The following is a 17374-nucleotide window of genomic DNA, read 5'->3' on the forward strand; positions in this document are numbered from 1 at the left end:
TGCTTCTGATTCTATCAGAAGCAACGATGCTCTAGTTGAGACGCATTCCCACGGAACGGGCGTGGGCGTCGAGGCCCTCGGCCTTGCCCAGGGTCATCGCCGCCGGCCCCAGCGCCCGCAACTGGTCCGGCCCGCATTTGAGGATTGACGTTCGCTTCATGAAGTCGAGCACGCCAAGGCCCGACGAAAACCGCGCCGAGCGCGCCGTCGGCAGGACGTGATTGGAGCCACCGACATAATCGCCGATCGCTTCCGGCGTATGCGGCCCGAGAAAGATCGCACCGGCATTACGGATCCGCGCAGCGAGTCCTTCGGGATCGGCGGTCATGATCTCCAGATGTTCCGCGGCGATCGAATCCGCCAGCGCCACCGCTTCATCGAGATCCGTCACCAGAATGACGGCGCCGAAGTCGTTCCAGGAGGCGCGCGCGATCCCGGCCCGCGGCAGCGTTGCGAGTTGCGCCTCCACGGCGCGCTCGACATCGGCGGCGAGCGCCTCGCTATCGGTGATCAGGATCGATTGCGCGTTGGCGTCGTGCTCCGCCTGCGCGAGCAGGTCGGCGGCGATCCAGCCGGCGTTGCCGGTCTGGTCGGCGATGACGAGCACCTCCGAGGGACCCGCGATCATGTCGATGCCGACCTTGCCGAATACCTGGCGCTTGGCGGCGGCGACATAAGCGTTGCCGGGCCCGACAATCTTGGCCACCGGCGCGATGGTCGCGGTGCCGTAGGCGAGCGCGGCGACCGCCTGCGCGCCGCCGACGCGATAGATTTCGGAGACGCCGCCGAGCCGTGCCGCCGCCAGCACCAGCGGATTGATCCTGCCCTCGGGCGAGGGCACCACCATGGCGACGCGCGCGACCCCGGCGACCATGGCCGGCACCGCATTCATCAGCACCGAGGACGGATAGGCCGCGGAGCCGCCTGGCACGTAAAGTCCGACCGCCTCGATCGCGGTCCAGCGCGAGCCGAGCTCGACGCCGAGCGCGTCAGTGAAACGGTCATCCTTCGGCAGTTGCCGGCGATGAAAAGTCTCGATCCGGTCCCGCGCCAGCTTCAGCGCGTCCAGCGTCGCGGCGTCGCAAGCCGCCACGGCGGCGTCGATCTCGGCTGCGGTGAAGCGGAGACCCGCGGCATCGACGGACAGCCGGTCGAACTTGTGGGTCGCCTCGATCAGCGCCGCATCGCCCCGCACCGCCACGTCGTCGACGATGGCGCGCGTGGCCGCCTCGATATCGGCCGAGACCTCGCGCTTGGTCGCGAGAAACGCTTTGAAGCGCGAGACGAAATCGGCGTTGCGGCTATCGATGCGGATCGGCATGGGATGGGATGTTTCCGGCAGATATGGAACGATGTCACGGTCCACGGGGACACCGGCTCAATGGCGCGGCCTCAAATCGCCGTCAACCCTTCGAGATCATTTCGCTCGAAAACGCTATCGTTTGCGCGAACCCCAATCCAGCGCCGCGAACCCGGCCGGAACCATGAGAATCGATCACCGTTCGCTGGCCGCGGCCGTTCGGGTCGGGATCAGGCCCTGATCCGTTCGATCGAGGCGCCGCACGCCGACAGTTTTTTCTCAAGCTGCTCGAAACCACGGTCGAGATGGTAGACGCGGTTGACCATGGTCTCCCCCTCGCCGGCGAGTCCGGCGATCACCAGCGACACCGAGGCGCGCAGATCCGTCGCCATCACCGGCGCGCCGCGCAACGTTTCAATGCCCTCGATGGTGGCGGTTTCGCCGTCCAGATGAATGCGTGCGCCGAACCGCGCCAGTTCCTGCACGTGCATGAAGCGGTTCTCGAAAATCGTCTCGGTGATATGGGACGTTCCCCTGGCGCGGGTCATCAACGCCATGAGCTGGGCCTGAAGATCGGTCGGAAATCCGGGAAACGGAGCGGTGGAGACCGTTACCGGATTGATGCCGGCGCCGTTGCGCGCGACGCGGATCCCCTCATTGTTCGGCGTAATCTCGGCTCCCGCCTCGGTCAGCACGTCGAGCGCCGCCTGCAACAGTTCCGGCCGCGCGCCGCGCAGCAGCACCTCGCCGCCGGTCATCGCCACCGCCATCGCATAGGTGCCGGTTTCGATCCGGTCGGGCAACACGGTATGACGTGCGCCGCCGAGCCTGCCCACCCCCTCGATGACGATCCGCGGCGTGCCGGCCCCGGAAATCCGCGCACCCATTTTATTGAGGCAGTCGGCGACATCGGCGATCTCCGGCTCGCAGGCCGCGTTGGTGATGACGGTGGTGCCCTTCGCCAGCGTCGCCGCCATCAGCGCGACATGGGTGCCGCTCACGGTCTCCTTGGGAAACTCCACGTCGGCGCCCCTCAGGCCGCCGGGGGCGCTGGCGATCACATAACCGCCGTCGATCGCGATTCTGGCGCCGAGCTTTTCCAGCGCCAGAATCAGGAGATCCACCGGACGGGTGCCGATGGCGCAGCCGCCGGGCAGCGATACCCTCGCCTCATGCATCCGCGCCAGAAGCGGCGCGATCACCCAGAAGCTGGCCCGCATCGTCGAGACCAGTTCGTATGGCGCGGTGGTGTCGATGACGTTGGCAGCCGAGATATGCAGGGTCTGTCCCTGATATTCATCATCACCCGGACGCTTGCCCGCCGACATGATGTCGACGCCGTGGTTGCCGAGAATGCGCTGCAACTGCGCAACGTCCGCAAGTCGCGGCACGTTATCGAGAATCAGCGTTTCCTCGGTCAGGAGCGCGGCGATCATCAAGGGCAGCGCCGCGTTCTTTGCCCCGGAAATCGGAATGGTGCCGTTGAGCCTGTTGCCGCCGACGATGCGAATGCGATCCATGCCGTTTCCCGTTTGCCGTTGAGTACTTAGGACCTGAGTCCTTCACCGCATCATGGAACCGGTAAAAGACTCTATCTTCATGTTCTGACGCGTTTTCTTCCTGCGAACCGGATTTCGCTTCGCTCGAAAACGCTATAACCGCCCCGCGCTCGAAAGCGTCAACGATCAGGCCGTTGGAAAGAGCTTAAAACCCGCCGGAAGGAAGCACGCAAGCCGCCTTCCGTCCGGGCCTGTCGCACGGCAGAAAGCAAATGACTTCAGCGTCATTCGTCCCGGTGCTCCGGGTCGGGGTCTGGCGCGGAAGCAGCCTGATCGGTTCGTCCGCGGGATTGCGATTTCCGCCGCTTGAGATTTTCGCGCAGCGCCGCCCGCAGCCGCATCCGGCGTCCTCCGTTCTCCGTCTCGCGGTGGGTATCGTGCTTTTCGGTCATTATCTTCTGCCCGAACGTCCGGATGCGCCCTTTGTCTGCGGAAGCAGGCGAATCGCTTCAATAGACATGCGGCGCGACTGCCGCAACAAGCCTTCCGGGACGCGATTCGCCCGCGTTGAAAGGCGAATCGCTGGCCTGCGCATCCGATTCGTGGGTGATGTAGCCCGGTAAGCCGCCACAACTTGCGCGTCTTCCAGCCTTGTGGCAAGGATCGGCCGCCGTGCGGGCCGCCCTAGGGGACGATTTCCGCGTTACGGCTTGCTGCCGTAGCTCAGTGGTAGAGCACTCCATTGGTAATGGAGAGGTCGACAGTTCAATCCTGTCTGGCAGCACCATTTTTCTCTGGCAGCACCATTTTTCCTTAGACTGAGCGCCCGAACAATCGCCGGTAACGCGAAGCGAAGGCTGATTCGCGAGGTCACGGTCCTGATTCGCCCCGATAAAGGCTTCCGCGAGCTTGGCTGGTCGCCGATTTTGGGGTGAAGGCGCGGGAATTAAGGCTTCATTTGGCTTTTGTTAGCGAGGCGTTAAGCAAACGCCCGCAGTTCCCACCCGCGACCCCGCTAACGGACCGCGATCGTTTTGGAGTGTGGCCTCTCAGTGACAGCTTTTTCCGGCAAATCGATTTAGGGTCTTGATGACGGGGCCGACGAACGGCTGCTCGGAACTCGAATTTCCTGGAGAAACGCAATGAAAAAGATTCTGCTCGCTTCTGTAGCCTTCCTCGGTATGGCCGCGATCGTGCCGGCACAGGCCGCTGATCTCGCGCCGCGTCCCTACACCAAGGCTCCGCCCTATGTTCCCGCGCCGATCTACAACTGGACCGGCTTCTACCTCGGTGGTCACATCGGTGGCGCGTTCGGTGGTCCGGGCAACGTTTTGGCCCCCGGCTTCTTCAACAATAACGACGGCGCGTTCATGGGCGGTGGTCAGGTCGGCTACGACACGCAGTTCTCGCCGAACTGGGTCTTCGGTATCGAAGCCAACTATAGCTTCCTCGACACCGGCAGCTTCTTCGCCAACCGTGGCCTTGGCTCGGTGACCGCCCGCCTCGGCTACACCTGGGGTCCGGCGCTGCTCTACGTCAAGGGCGGCTACGGCTGGGCTGACTCGCGCTTCACCAACGGCTTCGCCGGCAACGGCGGCCGCGACGGCTACACCGTCGGCGGTGGTCTGGAATACCTGTTCACCCAGAACTGGTCGGGCAAGGTCGAGTACCAGTACTACGATCTGGGCAACGTGAACTTCGTCGGTCCGTTGGGCGGTATCGGCACCTTCCGCAACGACCAGCACACCGTGAAGGTCGGCCTGAACTATCGCTTCAACTTCGGCGCTCCGGCTGCTCCGTACGCTCCGGGATACTGATCCTTACGAACCTTACGGTTCCAAGGTACGAGAAAGGCCGGCATTTCGATGCCGGCTTTTTTCTTTCTGGAGCCTTTCCGCGTCTGATTCAATCAGAGGCAAACGTGCTCTGGAAAACGTGCTTCGCTCGGAAAACGCTATAGCTTTGGCGTCATTCGTGATTCGCCGCGCGCATGATATCTGTGTCAGGCGGCAGGCCGGTTCAAAGACCGATCCCGCATGACGAGGGCAAACAGGACACGCGCCATGAAGTCAGACCCGGTTTCGTTCGACAGCAGCCACGACCTGATGGCGCGGCCCCGGCATGACTGGACGCGGCCTGAGGCCGAGACACTCTATAATTTGCCCTTTCCGGATCTGCTGTTTCAGGCGCAGACCATCCATCGCCGCCATTTCGATCCCAATCACGTCGAAACCGCGAGCCTGCTCAGCATCAAGACCGGCGGCTGCCCGGAAGATTGCGGATACTGTGCGCAAAGCGCGCATTACGACGCCGGGGTGAAAGCCACGAAGCTGATGGACAGGGACGCGGTCCTTGAAACCGCCCGGCGGGCAAAGGACGCCGGCGCCGGCCGGTTCTGCATGGCGGCGGCCTGGCGCCATCCGAAAGACAGGGATCTCGACCGGGTCTGCGACATGATCAGCGCCGTCAAGGCGCTCGGCATGGAGACCTGCGCGACGCTGGGAATGCTCACGCCCGAGCAGGCCCGGCGGCTGCATGAAGCCGGACTCGATTTCTATAACCATAACGTCGATACGTCCCCGGAATTCTACGGCAAGATCATCACCACCCGCACCATGCAGGATCGCATCGAGACGCTCGCTTGCGCGCGCGAGGCCGGGCTGAAGCTCTGCTGCGGCGGCATCATCGGCATGGGCGAGCAGGTCGGCGACCGCCTCGGCATGTTGATATTGCTGGCCAATCTGGCCGAGCATCCCGAAAGCGTTCCCATCAACCTGTGGAACGAGGTCCGGGGCGTACCGGTCAACGACACAGCCGACCGGCCGGATCCGATCGCGCTGGTGCGCATGATCGCGGTCGCGCGAATCATGATGCCAAAAAGCGTGGTGCGGCTTTCGGCGGGGCGGCAGTACATGACCGATGAACTGCAGGCGCTGTGTTTCGTGGCCGGCGCCAACTCCATTTTCATCGGCGATGTTTTGCTGACCACCAGGAACCCGGCGACCCTGCGCGACGCGGCATTGCTTGACCGCCTCGGCATGAGTTCGCCGCTGGATGGGGTGAAGGCGCCTGCCGCATCGCTGAGTTGATCTAATCTGATCGCGGAGACTGCCAGCTTTCGGAGCGACGCGCGTTATTGGCTCGCAGTGACTTCACACGAGTGCTGAGGCGGTTCGGGGATCGCCCGACCCCCGACATCATTTGCGGCAGAGCAAATTAACGGCGATTTTTAACCCTCAGATTGACGCTTTTGCGGATTCCGGCTCGACAGCCCCGCTGGAAAGGCTCTAAAAAGACTATGATCGGTCCGGCGTCCCGGGCTTTTATCCGGATGTTGTCATGGATTATAGCAAGTTCTTCAGTAACGCGCTGGATCGCCTTCATGACGAGCGGCGCTACCGTGTTTTCGCGGATCTCGAGCGCATCGCCGGCCGGTTCCCCTACGCCACGCTGCACACGCCCAAGGGACCGCGCAACGTCATCATCTGGTGTTCCAACGACTATCTCGGCATGGGTCAGCATCCGAAGGTGGTCGGAGCCATGGTCGAGACCGCGACCCGGGTCGGCACCGGCGCCGGCGGCACCCGCAACATCGCCGGAACCCATCATCCGCTGGTCCAGCTCGAACAGGAACTGGCCGATCTGCATGGCAAGCCGGCGGCGCTCGTGTTCACGTCCGGCTATGTATCCAACCAGACCGGTATTTCGACGCTCGCCAAGCTGATTCCCGACTGCCTGATCCTCTCCGACGCGCTCAACCACAATTCGATGATCGAAGGCATCCGCCAGTCCGGCTGTGAACGCGTGGTTTTCCGTCACAACGATCTGGCCCATCTCGAGGAACTGCTTCGCGCCGCCCCCCCGGAGCGCCCGAAGCTGATCGCCTGCGAAAGTCTTTATTCGATGGATGGCGATATCGCGCCGCTTGCGAAGATCTGCGACCTCGCCGAGCGCTACGGCGCCATGACCTATGTCGACGAGGTGCACGCCGTCGGCATGTATGGCCCGCGCGGCGGCGGCATCGCGGAGCGCGAAGGCGTCATGCACCGCATCGACGTTCTCGAAGGTACGCTCGCCAAGGCCTTCGGCTGCCTCGGCGGCTATATCGCAGGCAAATCCGAGATCATCGATGCCGTGCGTTCCTATGCGCCGGGCTTCATCTTTACCACCTCGCTGCCGCCCGCGATCTGCTCCGCGGCGACAGCCGCAATCAGGCATCTCAAATCATCGACCTGGGAGCGCGAACGCCATCAGGAGCGGGCGGCGCGCACCAAGGCCAGCCTGATCGCGGCCGGCCTGCCGGTGATGGTGAGTTCAACACACATCGTTCCGGTTTTCGTCGGAGATCCCGAGCGCTGCAAGCAGGCTTCCGACATGCTGCTGCACGAACACAACATCTATATCCAGCCGATCAACTATCCGACCGTCGCCAAGGGAATGGAGCGGCTGCGGATCACGCCTTCGCCGTACCATGACGATGCGTTGGTCGATCAGTTGGCCGAAGCGCTGCTTCAGGTGTGGGAACGTCTCGGTCTGCCGCTACAGGCCAAATCCATGGCAGCCGAATAGCTGCCGGAACGTATTCGTTTCGATGAAAACACGGACGCGTCTGGTTCGCGATGCGTTATCTTTGCGCGGGTCTCTGTCCGTCTGATCAGGCGGCCCATCGCTTGATGAAACCGCTATAAGCCGAACGAAGGGCCTCGCTTCTGATTCCATCAGAAGCGAGAGAATCTCTATGAAGCGGAAAGTCCCCGCCATGCGCTCCCCTCGGAGAACACGATCCGAATCAGGTCGGCCGTATTCTTGGCCCCGAGCTTGTCCATAATCCGCGCGCGGTGCACCTCGACCGTACGCGGACTGATGCCGAGTCTTCTCCCCGCCTCCTTGTTCGAGGCGCCCCTGGCTACTTGAGACAGAACCTCGCGCTCACGGCCGGTCAGCAGATGGCGGCCGGGAAAGTTGGCGAAGCCGTCCCGCTCGCTCCCTCTAGCCTCTCTCCATACCTTCACCGCGGCGCGAACCCGTTCAATGATGACATCGGAGGAAAAAGGCTTCTCCAGGAAATCGAGCGCGCCGTACTTCATGGCCGCGACAGCCATTGAAATGTCGGCAGCGCCCGAGATCACGAGGATCGGCGCGGTCACCCGTTGGTCGGCGAGCCTGCGCAGGACATCAAATCCTGAGTCGCCGGGAAGATTCAGGTCGAGAATGACACAGGCTGGGGACGCGTTGCGAACCGCTTCAAGGAACGATGTACCGTCGCCAAAGCCTTGCGCCGCATAACCCTCGATCTTCAAGAGGAGGACCAGCGTTTCACGGACCGACGGATCATCGTCGAGGATGAAAACCGAGAGATCCGAAACAAAGGACAGAAGTTTCCCCATCCGCTTCCCCACCAAAGAGTCTTTAGTTTTGACGCGTTTTCTCCACGCGAACCGGATTCCATCCTCGGGTCAAGCCCGAGGACATACTTCGCTGGAAAACGCTGAGATCACGATGCTTTGGACCGGGTCGATCCAGGATCATGAACGATCGATTCCAACGGTTTAGAACGGATACGAGCGAAGAACCGCCCCACACTTTCCCTCATCCCGCTCTAGCGAGAGGCGCGTTACCACAACTTCTACGTGTATAATCTGATTCGTGCAGGTTCGCAAACATCCAAGCAGAGTTGGACACGCGGGATGCACGGCATGGCGCGCACCTGGTGACGATCGCGCGATGGCGTTTTGAGCGAAACGGATGATCTTTTCGCGTGACGAAACGCGTCAAACCAACATCATGGATCCTCTCTTCTGATCCCATCAGAAGCGAAAGGGCTCTGGCCGCGAACCGCCGCGCGGCTCAGATCCTTCCCGGCGGATCGTGCTCGATGCGGCTCGCCATCTCCATCAGCCGCCGCCAGGCGCGCTCAACGAATGACATCAAGCGGCCGACATCGCGATCGCTCGGCAGCGGAACTTCGATGCTGTTGCGGTTGGCCTCGGCGGATTTCGGTTCGTCAGCTTTTGGTGCAGCCGCCCCCGACTCGTCCGACCCCGTCGCCCCCTGCCCGGGCAAAGCCTTCCCGGTCTTACCGGTCGGCTCACGGACAGCGAGTTGCGCCTTCAATGCTTCGTTCTCCGCCTGTAACCGGCCGATTTCCTTGTCCAGCGCAGCCTGCTCTTCAGGCAATGCATAGCACGCCCAGCCAGAGCCTTTATCTTCGCAGTGAGAGACCACGCCGGTCAGCGTATCCAACCTGACGAAGCCGCCGCTCATCGGCATGAGCGTATAGCGTGCTTTTCCCGCCTCGGAAGCCTGCCCGAGCGTCGGCGCAGCCAGACTAAAGAGCATCGCGGTGATTGCGGAAATCCGCAACAGTTTGAGCGGCAGCGTTGCGTCCATGCTCTCTGCTCCGTCGAAGACCGAAATCCGCTTTCACCAGGCGGACGCTTTGTGTGGGGTCAATTCGCCCCATAACGCGACGCCCCTATTTCAACGCGTCGGCCGCCGATTTCGATCCGTGCCCATCCCAAACTCCCCTGCCGCGGCAACAAGCAACAGTGAGAGCAGGAGATGCGCGGGATTATGCCGATGATAGTATATATCTATACGATCAAAGAAAGGCGCTGAGCGTTTGCCTAACGGCTCGGATACAGGATTGCGTCACAAGACCAGACGCCCCCGTGAGGTCTCCGGCCGCGGGCTGTCATGCGCCTGCTGGCGCTTCCGCCTCGCCAGAATCAGGCCGCCGCTGCGCGAAAGCCGCTTTCGCAGCGCGGCAACTCGGCGCAGCCGGGTTGATTTTCCACAATAAACCCAGCCAATTCAAAGCCCTAGTCTCTTACGACGCAATCTTGACTTGACCTTGGGCCGTCAGTATGGTCCGCGCGGCTTTTGAGGGTAACGGGCGTTATTTCCTGAAGATCGCGGCGTTATGTCGGGTGTCGAGGACATGTCTGACGGCACGGACAAAAACAGCGGTGGGCACGGAGATCGCGAGCATTCGGCTCCCGACGAGGCTGCGCTTTCCGAAAGGCTCGGAAGTCTCGATCAACGGCTGTCCAGGCTTCGTGGACCCGGCCGGAACGAGACTGACCAATCCGGTGATGGAAGCGGGGACGGAGCTGCCAGAGCCTCTGCGATGGCGCGCGGTTTCCGCCTGTCCTCGGAGTTGATCGCGGGCGTTGTGGTCGGGGCGTTGATAGGCTGGGGAGTAGACCGCTTGCTGTCGACCTCGCCCTGGGGGCTGATCGTGTTTTTCCTGCTTGGCTTCGCCGCCGGCGTGATCAACGTGATGCGGTCGGCGGGTGTGATTCCCGAACAGAATGACCGATGACGGATGGCCGTCGGGGTGACTGAGTTGCTTGAACGCCGGCTTTCCGGCAGACTGAAAGTTACACGCGGATGATGGACCCGATCCACCAGTTCAACATCGAGCCAATCTTTACGATCGGCCATATCGGCGGCCAGGAAATCGCCTTCACCAATTCCTCCGCCTACATGTTTCTCGCCGTCGCGCTGACATCGCTTCTGATGCTGGGAACCGGCCGCAGGCTCGTCCCCGGACGGATGCAATCGATCGCCGAGATCAGCTACGAATTCGTCGCCGACACCATACGCACCACCGCCGGCAAGGAGGGCATGAAGTTCTTTCCCTTCGTGTTCTCGATCTTCATGCTGGTGACCGTCTCAAACCTCGTCGGCATCATCCCCTACACCTTCACGATCTCGAGCCACATCATCGTCACCGCCGCGCTGGCATTCCTGGTCTTCTTCACGGTGCTGATCTATGGCTTCTACAAAAACGGCCTGAGATTCTTCAAGCTGTTCGTGCCGTCGGGCATTCCGGTCGTGATTCTGCCTCTGGTGGTGACGATCGAGGTGATCTCGTTCCTGTCGCGGCCGGTCTCGCACAGCGTGCGTCTGTTCGCCAACATGCTCGCCGGCCACATCACGCTGAAGGTATTCGCAAGCTTCGTCACCATGCTAGGGGCCATGGGAATCGTCGGCGTTTTCGGCGCCGTGCTGCCGCTGGCGCTGGTCGTGGCGCTCACCGCGCTCGAACTGCTGGTCGCATTCCTTCAAGCCTACGTCTTCACGATCCTCACCTGCATCTACATCAACGATGCAATCCATCCTGGTCACTAGGACCGGTCGCCCTCCAAAGTCACTCTCACAGCCTCAGCAAGGAGTTTGTTTCATGGATCCGATTGCCGCGAAGTACATTGGCGCTGGTATTGCCTGCATCGGCATGGGTGGCGCCGGCGCCGGCGTGGGCATCATTTTCGGCAACTATCTTGCCGCCGCGGTGCGCAATCCCTCGGCCGCCCAGGGCCAGTTCGGCAACCTGATTTTCGGCTTCGCGGTGACGGAAGCGCTCGGCATCTTTTCGCTGCTGATCGCCCTGCTGTTGCTGTTCGCACTTTAAGATCACTGACCGGCTGACGGGACCTGGAAAACCGGGTCCCGATCAACCGCAGAGGAGAAGCCCGTGGCTGAAAGTCATGGCAACGCACACGGTGCGACGGCCCACACCGAAGCCGATGGTGGCCACAAGGCCCCGTTCCCGCCGTTCCAGAAGGAGACGTTCGCGTCTCAGCTGGTTTCGCTGACGATCGCGTTCGTCGCGCTCTATCTGATCTCATCGCGACTGGCCTTGCCGCGTGTCCGCCAGACCATCGACGACCGAGAGAACACGATCAAGGGCGACCTCGCACACGCGCAGAAGCTGAAGGACGACTCTGACGCCGCGTTGAAGGCCTATGAGGCCGAACTCGCCGCGGCGCGCGCCCGGGCGCAGGCGATCGGCAACGAGACGCGCGAAAAGCTGAATGCGGCCGCGGAAGCCGAACGCAAGGCGCTTGAGGAACGGTTGTCCGTCAAGCTCGCCGATGCCGAGAAAACCATCGCCTCCACGCGCTCGGCGGCGATGAGCAACGTCCGCGGCATCGCAAGCGATGCGGCAACGGCGATCGTCCAGCAACTGACCGGCGCAACGCCCGACTCCAAGCTCGTCGACAGCGCCGTCGAAGCCTCGATGAAGGGATGACGGGACCATGTTTGCCGCACCGGAAACCTGGGTTGCCATAGCCTTCCTCCTCCTTATGGGTGTCTTCGCCTATGTGGGCGTTCACCGCACGGTGCTGTCGGCGCTCGATCGTCGCAGCGCGCGCATCAAGAACGAACTGGACGACGCGCGCCGCCTCAAGGATGAAGCCGCCAAGCTGCTGGCCGACTACAAAGCCCGTCATGCAAGCGCCGAGCGCGAGGCGCAGGACATCATCGCTTCGGCCAAAGCCGAAGCCGAGCGCATCGCTGCCGAAGCGAAGGACAAGATGGAGGATTTCGTCGCGCGCCGCACCAAGAGTGCGGAAGGCAAGATCGCCTCGGCCGAAGCCCAGGCTATCGCGGATGTCCGCGCCGCCGCGGCTGACGCCGCTGTCGCCGCTGCTTCCTCCATCCTGTCGAACTCGGTGAAGGGTCAGCTTGCCGACGAGTTACTCGCACAGGGCGTCAGCGAAGTTCGCTCCAAGCTCAACTAGAGCGTTTTCAAGCGAAGCGGACGCCGGTTCTCGCGAAGAAAACACGTCAAATCAAAATCATAGAGCCCGCTTCTGATTCTATCAGAAGCGGGCTCTAAATTCGTCCAAGCACAACAAAAGCCGGTGCGAGAACCGCTCGTGCCGGCTTTTTTGTTTCGCAAGCCGTGCCGGCGAGCAACCGAGCGGCGTCATCATGCGCGCGCATGACGACGATCGCAACGACTGTGGCGTGCTGAACAATCGCCTGCGCAGGTCAACCCTGCCTTATGAGGCGAGCGCAACGCAGCCGCAGCTTTTCAGTTATCTCCGCTATACCGGTGCATGCGAAGGACAACGCGTCAGATCAATATCCGAGAGCCCGCTTCTGATTCCGTCAGAAGCAGAAGAGCTCTATCGCTGTCGCCTGTGGTTCGAGCGCGGTTCAGGTTTCAGCGCCTGCGGATCGAACCCGACGTAGAACACGTAGCGATCTGCGGCCGCGCCCTGCGGGGCCGGATAGGAGAGGTCGTCGGACACGAAGCTGTAAATCCCGCCGCCGTTTCCCGACAGGCTCACCGTTATCGTATAGGCGTTGGTGGCGACCGTCTTCGGGGTAATACCGTCCTCGACCACCGCGACGCGCAACGGCACCTCCACCGTGGGTGGCGCCCCCGCCGGCCCCACGATGACCCGCCCCCGGATACCGACCTTGATCGAGATTTGTTGCGTTTCGGAGTTGTAATCGCATTCTCGCGCGGTGTCGCGGATCGTCGCCTGATAGCGGACATCGGCGCCTGTCGCCGGCTTGCCCGACTCGCCGACGGAGTAGGTCGATGCGCCGGAACGGATGGCGACGGACGGACAGGTCAGGTAGTCGGGCGCAGAAGCCGTATCGCCGGGTACCGGGGCTGTCTGCTCCGGCTGCGATTTGATGCCGAACATGCCCTTGAAACGATCGCCGAGTGACTGCGATTGCGCCGGCAAAGCGGCAGTCACGCAACAGACCGCGACGATGGACACCAGCCGCGAGGGAAATCGACCTAGGAGAAAGCGCCGCCAGGGAAAGCAACCCAAGCGCCGGACGGCCCCCCGCTCGCCCACGTCCGTAGTATCAGCAACATCAAGCATTTCACGTCATCATCCGATCGTTGGTTCTCACGCGCGGTCTTATAACAAGCCGAAGGTGGCAAACCAAAGTCGCTATCGCGTTATCGAGGCGAAGCTGCCCCATTGGTTGGCCCGAGGATAAGCACCGATTCGTCCGAAACAACTTCGCAACTTGATCCGATCAAGTTGAATCGGACCATGCACTAAAGATTACTGTCTGGTCGCATTTTCTGCGGCGAACCGGCATCCACTTTGCCCGAAGATGTTCCAGAGCCTTTCCGCTTCTGATTGAATCAGAAGCGAGGCTCTGTGATCTTGTTTTGACGCGTTTTCTTCACGCGAACCGGCATCCACTTCGCTCGAAAACGCTATAGCTCTGGAGATCATCGTGGAGCATGCCGAACAGCAGGTGATCCTGCCAGATTCCGTTGATGCGAAGATAGCGGCGCGCCAATCCCTCCCGCGTGAAGCCGCATTTGTCCAGCACGCGGATGGACGGTGCATTGCTGGGAATGCAGGCGGCCTCGATGCGATGCAGATTCAGTTCGCCGAACAGGACCGGAAGCAGCACCCGCAGAGCGGTGGTCATGTAGCCCTGCCCCGCATAGGGCTGGCCTATCCAGTATCCGATGGTGCCTGCCTGCGCGATTCCGCGACGAACATTGGCGAGCGTGATCCCACCCAACATGACGCCGTCGGATTCGCGGAACACAATGAACGGATAGGACCTGTCGTCAGCGATATCCTCGGCGTAGCGGCGTAACCTCCGCCGAAATCCGGCGCGGGTGAGATCGTCGGCGGGCCAGATCGGCTCCCATGGGGTCAGATAGGCGCGGCTGCACTCGCGAAGCTGTCTCCATTGCAGAAAATCGGACATCTCGGGCGCACGCAGGAAAAGACCGTACCCCCTGGGCGCAAGCGCAGGCACGCTGGACGACAGACGAAACAGAGCCATGGTCGTTCCTCGACCCCGAACCCCCAACAGTTTCCCGCTCGAATCACGCTTCTGACGGATTCAGGATATGGTTCTCAGATTCTGATCTGACCAGTTGAATCGGACCATGCTCAGGCAGTGAACGTCTGGTCGCATTTCCTTTCGGCGAACCGATATCCGCTTCGCCGGAAAAGGTTTAGTGGAGCAGGATCCGGGCCTTCGACTGCGCCAATCCTTCCGCAAAAGCGACCGCGGTGTCCAGCCCCCTTCCGCTGCCGAGCGCAACGACCGCGGGACGGCTGCGCGCAAGGAGGCCGCGCGCCGCATCACGCGTTGATTCGACGCTGACGGCGTCGATCCTGGCCATCAATTCCCCAACGCTCTGGGGCCGTCCATAAACGAGCATATGGCGGGCCAATTGTTCGGCGCGGGCACTGCAACTCTCCAGCGCCATCAGCAGGCCGGCTTTCATCTGCGCTTTCGCGCGCGCGATTTCAGCTTCCGTCAGCGTTTCCACGGCTTCGCTAATGACGTCGACGACGACTTCCATCATTTCGGGCGCGTCGCTCGGATCGGTGCCGGTGTAAAGCCCGAACAGGCCGGTGTCGGCATAGGGCGCATGGAAAGTATAGATCGAGTAGCACAGACCGCGCTTTTCACGAACTTCCTGAAACAGCCGCGAGGACATGCCGCCCCCAAGAACACTGGTGAACACCTGGAGGGAAAACAGCGAGCCATCGGTCTGCGGCACCCCTTCGAGCGCCAACGTCAGATGCGCCTGTTCCAGGTCACGATGCACCACCCTGGAGCCGCCCTGGCCGAATGTCGCCGCCGCCGGCTGCGGAGGCGGCGCGGCATCGAAACCGGCAAAGCGGCGCTCGACCTCGGCAACAACCATCCCGTGCTCGACCGCACCCGCCGCCGCCACCACCATGTCCGGCCCGCGATAATGCGTCTTGAGGTAACCATGCAGCATATCGCTGTTGAATCGCTCCAGCGTCTCGGGCGTTCCGAGCAGCGAACGCCCGATCGGCTGGTCGGGATAGCAGAGCTCGTTGAGTTGCTCGAAAACGACGTCGTCAGGCGTGTCCTGCGCCGCACCGATTTCCTGCTCGATGACACCCTTCTCGCATTCGAGTTCCTTTGCGTCGAAGATCGGGTTGGACAGGATGTCGCTCAGCACATCGAGCGCGAGCGGGACGTCGGCCTTCATCACCCGCGCGTAATAAGCCGTCGTCTCGACACCGGTCGCGGCGTTGAGATCGCCGCCGACGGCCTCAACTTCCTCGGCGATCTCCCGCGACGAACGCGTAGTGGTGCCCTTGAACGCCATATGTTCGAGAAGATGAGAGATGCCGTGCTCGTTCGGCTTCTCGTCGCGGCCGCCGACTCCGGTCCACACGCCCAGCGCGGCGGTTTCCAGATGCGGCATATCGTCAGTAATGACCGTGAGGCCGGACGACAGCTTCGTCACATCGACACTCATCCGGCAACTCCGTGCTTGGCGGCGCGGCTGACGGACAGCACGAACCGTTCGATTTCAGCCTGATCGTTGTTCACGACCGTGATCCGCTCGGGCCGGGTCATCAAGCCGTCGAGCCATGCCGGCAAGGGCGGCCTTACGCCGCAGGCCGCCTCAACCGCGTCAGGAAACTTCGCGGCATGGGCGGTGGCGAGCACAATGTTGGGAACACGCGAGCCAGTCGTTTCACGATCGGCCACTGTCAGGGCAACAGCCGTATGCGGATCAAGCAGATCTCCGGCTTCGCGCCATGCCGCGCGTATCGTGGCGGCGGTTTCTGTTTCGTCGGCACGTTCGGCATCGAAATCGCGACGCATCGCCGCCAGCACCGAGTCCGGTAGCGTGAAACGGCCCGACTGCTGCAGCGAGGCCATCAGCGCGCGCACCTGCGTGGCATCGCGCCCTGTCGCCTCGAACAACAGCCGTTCGAAGTTCGACGATACCTGAATGTCCATCGACGGTGAGGAACTCGCGCAGACCTCGCGCACCTCATAGATGCCAGTCTTCAGCGTGCGCGGCAGAATATCATTGACGTTGGCGGCGATCCGCAGCCGGCGTATCGGCAACCCCATGCGCTTTGCGACGTAACCGGCGAAGATGTCGCCGAAATTACCGGTCGGCACGGTAAAATCAACGTCCCGCGCCGGCGCGCCGAGCGCGACCGCCGAGGTGAAGTAATACACCACCTGCGCAACGATCCGCGCCCAGTTGATCGAGTTGACCCCCGAGAGCGAAACCTCGTCGCGGAAGCCGTGATTGTTGAACAGGCCCTTCACGATCGCCTGACAGTCGTCGAAGGTGCCCTTGACCGCAAGCGCATGAACATTCGGCGCGACCGTGGTCGTCATCATGCGCCGCTGCACTTCGGAAATGCGGCCGTCCGGGAACAAGGCGATCAAATCGACATTCGCGCGGTCGGCGAATGCATCCACCGCCGCGCCACCGGTGTCACCCGAAGTGGCCACGACGATGGTCGTGCGTTGGCCGCGTTTCGCCAGAACATGGTCCATCAGCCGCGACAGCAACTGCATCGCCACGTCCTTGAACGCGAGCGTTGGACCATGAAACAGCTCCAGCATGAACTGTTGCGGGCCGATCTGATCGAGAGGTACCACAGCGGGGTGCCGGAACGTTGCATAAGCCTCGTTGGCCATGCGGCCGAGATCGGCATCGGCGATATCTCCAGCCACGAATGGCCGGATCACCTCCACGGCCACCTCCGAGTACGGCCGGCCGAAAAAGCCAGCAATCGTATCGGGCTGCAACTGCGGCCAGACCTCCGGCACATAGAGACCGCCGTCCCGTGCGAGTCCGGCCAGCATCACATCAGAGAAACCGAGTTTCTGATTCTCTCCCCGTGTCGAAAGATAGTGCGTCAAGCCGGCCCCCAAGCGCCGAAGTTTGTTGCCTTACGTCTGATGCTACGAGCCGCCGTCAATGTCGGCGACAGGCGCTGCGTATCATAAAGCCTCTTGGAATAAAGAAGAATCAAATGAAGAGCCC

17 protein-coding genes and 1 tRNA gene are annotated in these 17374 nt (G+C 62.0%); 9 read left to right on the forward strand and 9 right to left on the reverse strand.

Translation table 11 applies throughout. From position 1 onward, the window contains the following. Window positions 1-31: 31 nt before the first annotated feature. The 3 genes from hisD to NWI01_RS18940 all read right to left on the reverse strand — a co-directional run bounded on the left by hisD (window position 32) and on the right by NWI01_RS18940 (window position 3251). Entirely contained in the window at window positions 32-1321 is a 1290-nt protein-coding gene (hisD, locus tag NWI01_RS12565) for a histidinol dehydrogenase (RefSeq protein ID WP_141384173.1), read from the reverse strand. A 209-nt stretch (window positions 1322-1530) separates the two neighbouring features. After that, the gene (gene murA / locus NWI01_RS12570) at window positions 1531-2820 is read right to left on the reverse strand and encodes a UDP-N-acetylglucosamine 1-carboxyvinyltransferase (protein WP_141384174.1); all 1290 of its coding nucleotides are present in this window, start codon (window positions 2818-2820) and stop codon (window positions 1531-1533) included. Window positions 2821-3083: 263 nt separating this feature from the next. Next, window positions 3084-3251, reverse strand: coding sequence for a hypothetical protein (locus NWI01_RS18940; protein WP_181410467.1), 168 nt, complete (start codon window positions 3249-3251; stop codon window positions 3084-3086). 260 nt (window positions 3252-3511) lie between these two features. On the opposite strand from NWI01_RS18940, the gene NWI01_RS12575 reads away from it, so the two are divergent. The 4 genes from NWI01_RS12575 to hemA all read left to right on the forward strand — a co-directional run bounded on the left by NWI01_RS12575 (window position 3512) and on the right by hemA (window position 7368). Next, window positions 3512-3586, forward strand: a tRNA-Thr gene (locus tag NWI01_RS12575). Between the two features lie 355 nt (window positions 3587-3941). Then, window positions 3942-4616, forward strand: coding sequence for an outer membrane protein (locus tag NWI01_RS12580; protein WP_141384175.1), 675 nt, complete (start codon window positions 3942-3944; stop codon window positions 4614-4616). 246 nt (window positions 4617-4862) lie between these two features. Next, window positions 4863-5888, forward strand: coding sequence for a biotin synthase BioB (bioB, locus tag NWI01_RS12585; RefSeq protein WP_141384176.1), 1026 nt, complete (start codon window positions 4863-4865; stop codon window positions 5886-5888). A gap of 250 nt (window positions 5889-6138) precedes the next feature. Further along, window positions 6139-7368, forward strand: a complete 1230-nt coding sequence (gene hemA / locus NWI01_RS12590; protein WP_141384177.1) for a 5-aminolevulinate synthase — start codon at window positions 6139-6141, stop codon at window positions 7366-7368. A 167-nt stretch (window positions 7369-7535) separates the two neighbouring features. Here hemA and NWI01_RS12595 read toward each other — a convergent pair whose 3' ends face one another. Both NWI01_RS12595 and NWI01_RS12600 read right to left on the reverse strand, forming a co-directional pair. Continuing rightward, window positions 7536-8186, reverse strand: a complete 651-nt coding sequence (locus NWI01_RS12595; RefSeq protein ID WP_141384178.1) for a response regulator transcription factor — start codon at window positions 8184-8186, stop codon at window positions 7536-7538. A 460-nt stretch (window positions 8187-8646) separates the two neighbouring features. Continuing rightward, the gene (locus tag NWI01_RS12600) at window positions 8647-9189 is read right to left on the reverse strand and encodes a hypothetical protein (RefSeq protein ID WP_141384179.1); all 543 of its coding nucleotides are present in this window, start codon (window positions 9187-9189) and stop codon (window positions 8647-8649) included. A 550-nt stretch (window positions 9190-9739) separates the two neighbouring features. On the opposite strand from NWI01_RS12600, the gene NWI01_RS12605 reads away from it, so the two are divergent. The 5 genes from NWI01_RS12605 (at window position 9740) to NWI01_RS12625 (ending at window position 12329) form a co-directional block, all read left to right on the forward strand. Continuing rightward, window positions 9740-10123, forward strand: coding sequence for an AtpZ/AtpI family protein (locus tag NWI01_RS12605; RefSeq protein ID WP_141384180.1), 384 nt, complete (start codon window positions 9740-9742; stop codon window positions 10121-10123). Window positions 10124-10191: 68 nt separating this feature from the next. Next, on the forward strand, window positions 10192-10935 hold the full coding sequence (locus NWI01_RS12610; RefSeq protein ID WP_011313572.1) for a F0F1 ATP synthase subunit A: 744 nt from the start codon (window positions 10192-10194) through the stop codon (window positions 10933-10935). A 52-nt stretch (window positions 10936-10987) separates the two neighbouring features. After that, window positions 10988-11215 carry a F0F1 ATP synthase subunit C gene (locus tag NWI01_RS12615; protein ID WP_009796340.1) on the forward strand — a complete coding sequence of 76 codons (228 nt, stop codon included), beginning with the start codon at window positions 10988-10990 and terminating at the stop codon, window positions 11213-11215. Between the two features lie 63 nt (window positions 11216-11278). Beyond that, a complete protein-coding gene (locus tag NWI01_RS12620) occupies window positions 11279-11836 on the forward strand; it encodes a F0F1 ATP synthase subunit B family protein (RefSeq protein ID WP_141384181.1) in 558 nt (185 codons plus the stop codon). 7 nt (window positions 11837-11843) lie between these two features. Beyond that, window positions 11844-12329, forward strand: a complete 486-nt coding sequence (locus NWI01_RS12625) for a F0F1 ATP synthase subunit B family protein (RefSeq protein WP_141384182.1) — start codon at window positions 11844-11846, stop codon at window positions 12327-12329. 390 nt (window positions 12330-12719) lie between these two features. Here NWI01_RS12625 and NWI01_RS12630 read toward each other — a convergent pair whose 3' ends face one another. The 4 genes from NWI01_RS12630 to thrC form a co-directional block, all read right to left on the reverse strand. Further along, complete coding sequence (locus NWI01_RS12630; RefSeq protein WP_141384183.1) at window positions 12720-13436, reverse strand: hypothetical protein; 717 nt, start codon at window positions 13434-13436, stop codon at window positions 12720-12722. Between the two features lie 313 nt (window positions 13437-13749). Beyond that, window positions 13750-14370, reverse strand: coding sequence for a GNAT family N-acetyltransferase (locus NWI01_RS12635; protein ID WP_141384184.1), 621 nt, complete (start codon window positions 14368-14370; stop codon window positions 13750-13752). A 175-nt stretch (window positions 14371-14545) separates the two neighbouring features. Then, window positions 14546-15835 carry a M16 family metallopeptidase gene (locus tag NWI01_RS12640; RefSeq protein WP_141384185.1) on the reverse strand — a complete coding sequence of 430 codons (1290 nt, stop codon included), beginning with the start codon at window positions 15833-15835 and terminating at the stop codon, window positions 14546-14548. Then, window positions 15832-17250 carry a threonine synthase gene (gene thrC / locus NWI01_RS12645; RefSeq protein WP_181410468.1) on the reverse strand — a complete coding sequence of 473 codons (1419 nt, stop codon included), beginning with the start codon at window positions 17248-17250 and terminating at the stop codon, window positions 15832-15834. The genes NWI01_RS12640 and thrC overlap by 4 nt, the downstream gene beginning before the upstream one ends. Window positions 17251-17374 lie beyond the last annotated feature (124 nt).

Source organism: Nitrobacter winogradskyi (assembly GCF_006539545.1).
In the GTDB taxonomy this organism is placed as follows: Bacteria; Pseudomonadota; Alphaproteobacteria; order Rhizobiales; family Xanthobacteraceae; genus Nitrobacter; species Nitrobacter winogradskyi_A.